This window comes from Psychrobacter sp. AOP7-B1-24 (assembly GCF_052376215.1).
Lineage (GTDB): Bacteria > Pseudomonadota > Gammaproteobacteria > Pseudomonadales > Moraxellaceae > Psychrobacter.
This window is the reverse complement of sequence record NZ_JBQSVL010000096.1, coordinates 1-8,650: the sequence shown is the minus strand read 5'-3', so window position 1 is coordinate 8,650 and position 8,650 is coordinate 1. Positions and strand designations below refer to the sequence as shown.

The 8,650-nt window shown below is 39.3% G+C and carries 6 protein-coding genes; 3 read left to right on the top strand and 3 right to left on the bottom strand.

Annotated elements, in window-relative coordinates; genetic code table 11:
- Positions 1-100 precede the first annotated feature (100 nt).
- The gene (locus tag ACT3QP_RS13310) at positions 101-937 is read right to left on the bottom strand and encodes a Cof-type HAD-IIB family hydrolase (protein ID WP_444525838.1); all 837 of its coding nucleotides are present in this window, start codon (positions 935-937) and stop codon (positions 101-103) included.
- 301 nt (positions 938-1,238) lie between these two features.
- On the opposite strand from ACT3QP_RS13310, the gene ACT3QP_RS13305 reads away from it, so the two are divergent.
- The 3 genes from ACT3QP_RS13305 (at position 1,239) to ACT3QP_RS13295 (ending at position 3,388) form a co-directional block, all read left to right on the top strand.
- Entirely contained in the window at positions 1,239-1,745 is a 507-nt protein-coding gene (locus ACT3QP_RS13305; RefSeq protein WP_444525837.1) for a hypothetical protein, read from the top strand.
- Positions 1,746-2,193: 448 nt separating this feature from the next.
- Positions 2,194-2,658: a hypothetical protein gene (locus ACT3QP_RS13300; protein WP_444525836.1), complete on the top strand. Its 465-nt coding sequence runs from the start codon at positions 2,194-2,196 to the stop codon at positions 2,656-2,658.
- Between the two features lie 250 nt (positions 2,659-2,908).
- Positions 2,909-3,388: a BLUF domain-containing protein gene (locus tag ACT3QP_RS13295; protein WP_444525835.1), complete on the top strand. Its 480-nt coding sequence runs from the start codon at positions 2,909-2,911 to the stop codon at positions 3,386-3,388.
- 192 nt (positions 3,389-3,580) lie between these two features.
- On the opposite strand, the gene ACT3QP_RS13290 is transcribed toward ACT3QP_RS13295, so the two are convergent.
- Together ACT3QP_RS13290 and parC are read right to left on the bottom strand one after the other, a co-directional pair.
- A complete protein-coding gene (locus ACT3QP_RS13290) occupies positions 3,581-5,806 on the bottom strand; it encodes a KAP family P-loop NTPase fold protein (protein WP_444525834.1) in 2,226 nt (741 codons plus the stop codon).
- 106 nt (positions 5,807-5,912) lie between these two features.
- Positions 5,913-8,219, bottom strand: coding sequence for a DNA topoisomerase IV subunit A (parC, locus tag ACT3QP_RS13285; RefSeq protein WP_444525833.1), 2,307 nt, complete (start codon positions 8,217-8,219; stop codon positions 5,913-5,915).
- Positions 8,220-8,650: the final 431 nt, after the last annotated feature.

The window sequence follows — 8,650 nt, the reverse complement described above, 5'->3', positions numbered from 1 at the left end:
TAAATAGTTATAGAAAATAGGTCAATAAAAAAGCCCTCACTAGTCACCTAGTAAGGGCTTTTTTTAATGAACGTTAATGGCTTTATTTACATAATTATTCTTATGACGTTGTTTTCAACTGATCAAGTACCGTCTGTATGCCGTATTCTTCAATCGTCCCAGTGATAAAGTCCGCACGTTCTATTAGCGCTGGCTGCGCATCGCCCATCGCCACGGCAAACCCAACCAAATCGAACATTTCTAAATCATTCATTCCGTCACCAAATGCCATGCACTCGCTTGCATCTACGTCATAATATTTACATACGTCTATGATACCGCGCGCTTTGGATGCTTCTACAGGTAAGATATCTGCGCCAATCTGATGCCAATGAACCAGTTTTAACTCGTATTTTGCAAAGTCCACACTTTGCATTTTTTCTTCTTGATCATTGAAGAAAACAGAGCATTGATAAACGGTGTTGGACTTATAGTACTCGGGATCAACGATAGAATTGGGCGTGATGGCATTGAACTCACGTAGACGCTCGTTTTCACCTGACCAAGCGATATGAGTGGCCGAGTCAAACTTATGAATAAAATCGCTTTGCAGACATAAACTTTCAATTTTTTCGGTCTGCTCTACAGACAAGGGGTAGTGGCTGATTCTGCCATTATTATCGAAGCTATATTGGCCATTCATACAAATAATAGCGTCCAGTACATTTGCCTCTAGCAACGCGAGGATATCTTGCGGCAAGATGGCTTTTGAACGTCCCGTTGATATCACCAGTTTGATATTACTCTTAGCGAGCTGCTCCAACGTGGCCTGATTGTATTCAGCGATAATACCGTTGCGGCTGAGGGTATCATCAATATCAAAAAATATGATTTTAGGTGTAGGTATGGATATTTTTTGAGCCATCGCCTTCGCGGCGGTTTTGTCTTCAACAAACATGACTGTCCTATTATTATTGATTTATAAATTCAAATACTACTATAACAGCGTTTATGAAATACATGGCGATAGCGTAACTTATTAATAGCTCTTTTAGCTTGCTAGGCTGAGATGATTCTCTTTTCTAAATATTATCTCTTTTTAATTCAACCGATTAACAAAATTCTCTAAAAGGTACAATCAACTTAACAATGGTTATATATTATAAAGTTATTATTAATTGTTGTTTATGAATTTTATTGTTGATTGAAAATGATGTTCTCTATCTACGCTAATATACCAATTGTCTAAAGGAATAATTATGAAAGTTTTTACCTTAAAAAAAGTGGTTGCCCTAAGTGCATTGGCTTTATCTACCAGTGTCTTTGCGATGGATGTAACGTTTAACGATGAGATGTGGAATGCTGACAGCATACCTGAGGGTCAACAGTGTCTAGACTACGGTGGTAAAAGCCCTGCCACGCCGAGTATGACGGTCTCAAACATTCCTGATGGAGCTGATAGCTTGGTCTTTGTCTACAACGATGTGAGTAACAAACGTATGCAAAAGGGCGGGCATGGAATTGTCAGCTACGCATTGTCAGAGGGCAAAACCAGTGTCGAGGTGCCACGCGTGTTTGGCCATACTTATGAAGTGCCAGTCGGTGTAGAAATGGTGGCTGAATACCGCAGTCGTAAGGGCGATGTCCGCGGTGCATATAAGCCACCCTGTTCAGGTGGTAAAGATCATTTGTATACGATAGATGTGCAGTCATGGCAGGGCGATATGATGACTGCTGAGACGACAATTGAGATGGGCCGCTATTGATACGTTAGCTATTTCAATCGAGGTATAAAACAGCCGTCTATATAGTTTCTAGGCGGCTTTTTCATGATGGTAAGTTATGTTCCACGTATCTATAAAATGTGCTAGCTTAGTAAGTAGACAACGCTTTGATTGAGGCTTGCAACATTTGATGCAACAAATAAGTGTGAGTCAGTTGTATATTGAGTTGAGACAGGGTTATAGTAAAATGCAGATTAAACATTATAATTATTAGAATAATGATATCGCAGTGATTATGCCAAGTTTTATAGTACAATTGTACTCTGATAAGTATCAGTAACCTATATTACTAAAATTTCATATCATAACGCTAAAAAATCATGTTAGATTAGATTATAAATAATTATTAAAAGCTAAAAATATTATTAATTGTATTTAATTTTGAAATGTCTCTCAATTTGGATTAATTATTTTATAAATGGATTTTCTTATGCATACAATGACAAGCCAACCTTCAGAAAATAGAAAAATAAATGGTGAGCATATTATTCTCAGCCTAACGTATATTGGCAAAAACATCGAAATGAAATCAGGTGTGGAGCTGACCCGTGCTCTTGAAAACTGGCGAAGATATTTCAATGAAAGTGGCTTGGTTTCAGCGCTTGTGATTAATGACAATTATTTCGTCCAGAATATTCAAGGTCCAAGACCTGCTGTCAATACTGCTTTAGCTAAGATAGTTGAGGAACATTTTGAAATTTTTCCCAATATTGTCAAGCTAGAGGAAATAGAAACCTGCAAGTGGAATGGATTTTTAGTCAAGCATCTAACATCAAGCATTGAAGATGAAGAGTATGCTTTAAAAAGCTTCTCGGTAGGTTCTGACTATAATCCCTATATGATGAAAAATACTCAGATTGAAAACTTTTTGAAATTAATCTTTGAGGATAGTTAATCCAGAAAAACTTAAACGGGTTGTATCTATTTACCGTGTTTATTTATTATGTTGATTCGCCGTTGTAGTCACTTGTTTCAATTATCAGGAATTATAAGTTTTGTTATTGCATATAATGCATCCTATGTCGATTACTGAGACAACAGGTGAGGTCGGTCAATATTGAGATGTTCGTTGTATTAGTTAGCGTAAAAAGCCGTCTATAAAGTGTCTTTTACTTTAGATAAATTTTTTATAAATAAGGTTTCTTATGCATATCGCTACAAGCCATAAATTAAAAAACAATAATAAAAATGGTCAGCATATTATTCTCAGTCTAACGTATATTGGCAAAAACAGTGACAGTAACAATGGAATAGAGTTGGCTCGTCTTCTTGAGCAATGGCGAAGAAATAATGAAAAAAGTGGTGTAACCTCAGCGCTCGTCGTTAATGACAATTACTTCATTCAAAATATTGAAGGTCCAAGACCTCTTATTAATGAAATATTAGTCAAATTAATCAATGAGTATGCTTACCTAGTACCTCATCTCAGTGAGATTGAGGAGATAGAGGTACATAGGTGGGATGGGTTTTTGATGAAATACTTAACATCAAGTGTAGAATACGAAGAATATACCCTAAAAAGCTTCTCAGCAGGTGCTGACTTTAATCCTTATCTAATGAAAAGTACTCAGATTACAAGCTTTTTGAAAGCGATATTTGAGGATACCGAATCCAATAAGCCTTAGATAGCTTCTCTATTCTGATTGGCGTAAAAAAGCTGCCTATACGTGTGTATAGGCGGCTTTTTGATGAGAGTAAGTTGTGTTTCATATATCTATGAAATGTGCTGACATTACTAATGTGGTAAAGTTTTAGCTGATACTCGCAACATCTAACTGATGAGAAAACGTTGGTCAGTCGTATTGTGGAGTTTGAGGTTAGGGCTGATCTATATTATTAATAAAAGGAACAATATAATTTGTTGAAACTGATACTAAGCTAAAGTGTTGATATTTTAGATTGTTGTATTTATTTCTAATAATTCCTCTTCTATACCACCAAATAAACTGTTGAGGAATAATCGATTTTCTGTCTTCATCACGACTCTTCAATATTGGATATTCATTTAGATTGACTATCCAGTCGGGATGGTTCTGTTCAATTGATTCAAATAGAATGGAGACATCGATAACCTTGGATAAGCTTTTATAGGCAGTTTCATCAAAACCTTCTTTACTTGTAATTCCGTTCGTAAGGCTCGTAAAAGTAGGGATGTAATCGTTAAGGATTCGATAAACAGTTGATAGGTCTAAGCTAACTAATGACTTTACATAATCATTCAAACGGTTTTTGTTCACATATTCACTTAATATCCAAAAAATACGTGATACTAAGTCAGGGTGTTCAGAGGTGATGTCAATAGACTCAATCTTAGAAAATATTTCGTTTCCTAGATGTTCACCTAACTCGTTTCTTTCTTCCAAGCTAAAACAGTTAGGTTTCGGGTTTTCATTTTCGCTATGATACAGCCATCTGAATAATTCAGTCTTGTATTCAAGTGTTGGGGCATTATCAAGCGCAAGCTTTGCAATTTTTATTTGTTCATTTTTATCGGTATTAATTATCATATCTGCAATTAACACTACAGATTGAACAAGAGTATTAAAAGACAAAAAGGTTTTAGTATCAGGAATAATATCGCCAACTTGTGCTATAGATAGAATTAGAGGTTGGTAATCACCGTCACTCCAGTCAATTTGGCTACGTAATTTTTGTATTACCTTTTCAGCATTTTTGGGTGTTATAAAATTTTTTAGTGAATTTTCTTGAGGATTAAAAGGCTCATTCCAGTTATTTATATTCTGCAATACTTGGCTTACTTCTATGTCAGATACGTCACTAGGCGATACTGAGTAAGCAAAGTATCTTGAAAAGTAGTTTTTCGAACATATTCTTTGGTTATCAGTCCAAATTTTATGAGAGTCTCCTGAGTGGTGTACCCTTCCATACACAGCTTGTAGTTTCGGGAAAAGGTTTTTTAACAATTCTTTCAAACCTTTTTTATTGTTTGATGCAGTCGTATCTAGTGCGTTGTCAATGAGCGTTTTAATCCGCTCTTTGTCAGCGTCATGAAATGAGCCACTACTAGCAGAGAGAGTTCCGACAAATAGTTCCTCGTTATCTCTGATAGACTCGTATAGTCTAGGGTAGAAAGCTCTAATGCCTTCTATCAACATCAAATCCACAGGATTGACTTCGCCTTTTAAAATAGGTAAAGAGAATGTCAGAATATTGCCATAAAGTTTGGCTTTTCTTGGTGTTGTGATACATTTCTCAAATGCTGAAATAAAGTTTTTTCCAAACTCTTGGGCTTGTTCTTGAGATAACTGAATACTTGCTAAGTCCAACGCTTCCTCAATTGCTTGAAAGCAAAAATCCCTGAGTATTAACTTATTAATATGTGGTAGATGTAGAGGTACTTGTATGATTTTTTCTAGAAACGCTTCGCCAGAGTTTCCTTTAGAAGTCGAATATCTATTTTGTAAAGATGAAGCAACAATATCTTTATCAAATGAAAGAATGTAAGAGGTGTACTTAAAGTCAGCTGTCAGTTTTACTAGACGAAACAAGGCATGAATTTCCGTCTTATCTAATCTATCAACATCATCAATCAAGACCAATACACGCTTTTGAGATTTTTCTAAAAGCTGTTCAGTTCTACTCTTGAAAACATTTATATCTGGCATTGAAATGTAAGACGATACTATTTCGCCTACTGCTTCCATGCCAGCTGCACTAGATATAGGTTTTAATATCTTATTACTAATATCTTTAAATCTGTCCTCTCTTGTTGCTAGCTTGGTGTCCAAAGCATCAGCTATTTGGTTAAAAAACCCCATTAAGAGCTGATCTTCTGTACCAAACCGCCAAGGATTAAATTTTATACATATAACATCATCGTTTGTATTAAGAGATTGTTCAATAAAGTTGAGGACTGATGTTTTACCATCGCCCCATCTACCGTAAAGACCAATTACGATACTGCTTGGGTCACGACGATTAGCAATTACTTGTGCTACTCGTTCAGAAAATTTCCAACGAGAGAATATATCTTCTTCTTTAGTAGAAACTGGGGCATCGGAAGAGTAGTTTTCAGTTGTCATTTCAATCCTTAATGAACTGAGCTTTAGTCAAAATAGATGTTTTGATTCTAAGTTTAGGCTGCGCTATTGCTCCACCTACGCTTATTTTGGAATACCAAAACCCTAGTTACCCAACCTCAACACTCGTCACATTCTGAAAGCCTCTTGGCAATTGACCACCGCGATTGCCGCGCACACCCGTGTAGTTAGCTAAGTCATTTGGCTTTAGCGTCACATGCCGCTTGCCGGCGGTAATGACTAAACTGTCTTGCTGACTGAGTGGCGTGACGGTAAGTACTTCTTCGCTGTCTTTTAATTTGATAAGTTTGTTGCCTTTACCGCGCGCCTGCTCAGGCAAATCATCGAGCGCAAATATCAGTAAATACCCTGCATTGGTCACCACGGCGACATGGTCAGGCGCTACCTTTGCATTGGTACTTTCACCGTCAGCATTGGCAGGCGTTTCTACTGAGGCATCGATACGGGCAACAGGGAGTAAGCGGCTCTCAGCTGCGAGATTAATGATATTTTTCCCCGCTTTTTGATTGCTGTCTAGGTTGCCAAGTGTGTTGATAAAACCGTAACCTGCCGAGCTGGCCAAAATAATACGTTGATTGTCAGCACCCGTTAGTAGCTGCTCAAAGCTAGCACCTGCTGGTGGCTTTAGCACACTGGTCAGCGGGTCGCCTTGACCACGAGCCGAAGCAAGGTTGTGCGCATCAATGCTATAGCTGCGTCCAGTGCTGTCGAGTATGTATATTCTCTCGTTGGATTTACCGCGCACGTGCGCTTGATAGCTGTCACCTGAGCGATAGCTCATGCCAGCGGCATCGACATCATGACCTTTAGCAGCACGAATCCAACCTGCTTTTGACAAGATAGCAGTGACAGGCTCGCTCGGCACAAGGTCAGACTCTTTTAGTGCTTGCGCTTCTTCGCGCTCTGCCAATGGTGACACGCGTTCATTGCCGTGCTCTTTCATATCAGCGGTCAGCTCTTCGATCAGCAAGTTGGTCAGACTGTCTGGATTGTCCAAATACTCTTGAATAGTGGCGCGTTCAGCAGCCAACTCATCTTGCTCGCGGCGCAGCTCAATCTCCTCTAATTTTGCCAACTGACGCAGACGAATATCCAAGATGGCATTGGCTTGAATGTCAGTCAGATCATAATCTTGCATCAATGTTGCTTTTGGATCGTCCTCTTCACGAATGATACGAATGACTTCATCAATATTCAGATAAGCAATCAGTAAACCCGCCAAAATATGCAAGCGCTTGTCGATTTTATCAAGGCGATATTGCAAGCGGCGCGTGACTACAGAACGGCGACAGATTAGCCATTCATCAAGAATTTCTCTTAAGTTTTTAACCTGCGGCTTACCGTTTAGACCAATCATATTCATATTGACGCGGTAATTGCTTTCTAGATCTGTACTGGCAAATAGGTGGCTCATGACGCGATCGACATCGACCCGTGTTGATTTTAACTCCAGCACGATACGGCACGCATTTTCGTGATCTGATTCATCATGGATGTCTGTGACCCAAGGCAATTTTTTATCCGTCATGAGCTTGGCGATTTGCTCTTGGATTTTGTTGCCTGATACTTGATAAGGTAGAGCATCGATGATGACGAGATTTTTTTCTTTAGGGTCAACATGAAAGGTTGCGCGCATCTTATAGCTACCGCGACCAGTCTCATACATCGCTTGCAAATCTTTTTTACTGGTAATGATTTCAGCAGGGGTTGGCAAGTCTGGCGCTGGTATCGATTGGGTAAGTTGTTTCACCGATAGCTCGGGATTTTTGAGTAAACGAATTGCCGCACGTACCACTTCATTGAGATTGTGCGGTGGAATATCGGTTGCCATACCGACCGCGATACCTGTTGTACCGTTTAGCAAGATGTTGGGCAGGCGGGCAGGTAGGGTGGTTGGCTCTTGCATCGTGCCATCAAAGTTATCCTGCCAATCGACCGTACCTTGACCTAATTCTGCAAGCAAGGTATTAGCGTAAGCTGACATTTTAGCTTCGGTATAACGCATCGCGGCAAATGACTTTGGATCATCTGGGCTACCCCAGTTACCTTGCCCCGTGATAAGCGGATAGCGATAGCTGAACGGCTGCGCCATCAGCACCATGGCTTCATAACAAGCACTGTCACCATGCGGATGGTACTTACCCAATACGTCACCGACCGTACGTGCAGACTTTTTGGCCTTGGCAGAGGACTTTAACCCCAGCTCACTCATGGCATAGACGATGCGACGCTGGACAGGTTTTAGACCATCAGCGATGTTTGGCAGAGCCCGATCCATAATGACGTACATGGCGTAGTTGAGATAGGCTTGCTCAGTGAACTCCGCGACTGAGCGAGTATCCATCGGTTCATTGGGAATGATTGGGGCAATCGTATTATCAATAACATCAGACATAAAATAGGATTCACTTATCAGTTTTAATAGGTATAGATAATTGGTTCAGGCGTACAAATAGGATAGTGCTATCGTAAAGGAAATTGGCAGAATTAAAAAGGCATAAGTCATAATAGACGACAGGTCGTGACGCGCTTTATTAAGTTTCTCTATCGTGCTTTGGTTGGTAGCTTTTACAAAATAGCTGAAGTATAGTTAACTCAACTTTTGACTATTATTGTTTGTAAAAACCCATTATCTATCCATTATACGGAGTAGTTGCTATGTCATCTGTGTCATCTGCCTGTTTTTCGCGCGTACATAAATATCATGCAACCAAACACACACTGTTATTGGCTATTGTCGCCAGTGTGGGGTTGACGGCTTGTAGTTCACAGCAATCAAGTAAGCCGGTAGTAGAGCCATCAACAAGTAGCGCAATAAAAAAACCA

Coding starts and splice junctions, on each gene's coding strand:
- ACT3QP_RS13310 (WP_444525838.1), bottom strand. CDS start 937: ATGTTTGTTGAAGACAAAACCGCCGCGAAGGCGATGGCTCAAAAAATA.
- ACT3QP_RS13295 (WP_444525835.1), top strand. CDS start 2,909: ATGCATATCGCTACAAGCCATAAATTAAAAAACAATAATAAAAATGGT.
- ACT3QP_RS13300 (WP_444525836.1), top strand. CDS start 2,194: ATGCATACAATGACAAGCCAACCTTCAGAAAATAGAAAAATAAATGGT.
- ACT3QP_RS13290 (WP_444525834.1), bottom strand. CDS start 5,806: ATGACAACTGAAAACTACTCTTCCGATGCCCCAGTTTCTACTAAAGAA.
- ACT3QP_RS13305 (WP_444525837.1), top strand. CDS start 1,239: ATGAAAGTTTTTACCTTAAAAAAAGTGGTTGCCCTAAGTGCATTGGCT.
- parC (WP_444525833.1), bottom strand. CDS start 8,219: ATGTCTGATGTTATTGATAATACGATTGCCCCAATCATTCCCAATGAA.